Source organism: Desulforhabdus sp. TSK (assembly GCF_022836495.1).
Classification (GTDB): domain Bacteria; phylum Desulfobacterota; class Syntrophobacteria; order Syntrophobacterales; family Syntrophobacteraceae; genus Desulforhabdus.
The window spans coordinates 1-389 of the sequence record NZ_BQXM01000204.1; the positions used below are offsets into that span (position 1 = coordinate 1).

The 389-nt window shown below is 50.6% G+C and carries 1 protein-coding gene; it reads right to left on the reverse strand.

From position 1 onward, the window contains the following. Window positions 1-27 precede the first annotated feature (27 nt). Window positions 28-288 (reverse strand): hypothetical protein, encoded by a 261-nt coding sequence (locus tag MWC30_RS22115; RefSeq protein WP_244086346.1) that lies wholly within the window; start codon window positions 286-288, stop codon window positions 28-30. Between the last annotated feature and the right edge of the window lie 101 nt (window positions 289-389).

Here is a 389-nt window from a genome sequence, read left to right on the forward strand (position 1 = left end):
ATGGGGTTGTTTAGATCGCGCCGCACATTATGAGATTCGCCCACTCAACGTCTCCAAATCGGTTTCCTTCGGCGGGTTTTCCCTGGCCCAGGAAATGGCTTGATCGATCCGTGTTTTCTTAGGCCCGGCGTGAATCCAAAGCTCGCTATCCGGAATGACTTTAGCGATCTTGAGAAGCCACACCCCTTCCTCGACCTGCTCCATGAGCACAGTCTGTCCGGCATATTGCTTTCCAATGGAGATCTGGCCGCTTGCTCCGACGACCTTTACAGCTTGGCTATGTCTCATTTGTCAACATCCTCCATTTGTTCATGTAATTGTGCCGCACAATAACAGGAATACATGAAGACTTCAATGGTTAGCAGCCGTGAAGTGCTCCGAGGATAGAG

Bases quoted from the DNA above. Each gene is read 5' to 3' on its own strand.
- MWC30_RS22115 (WP_244086346.1), bottom strand. From the start codon at position 288: ATGAGACATAGCCAAGCTGTAAAGGTCGTCGGAGCAAGCGGCCAGATC.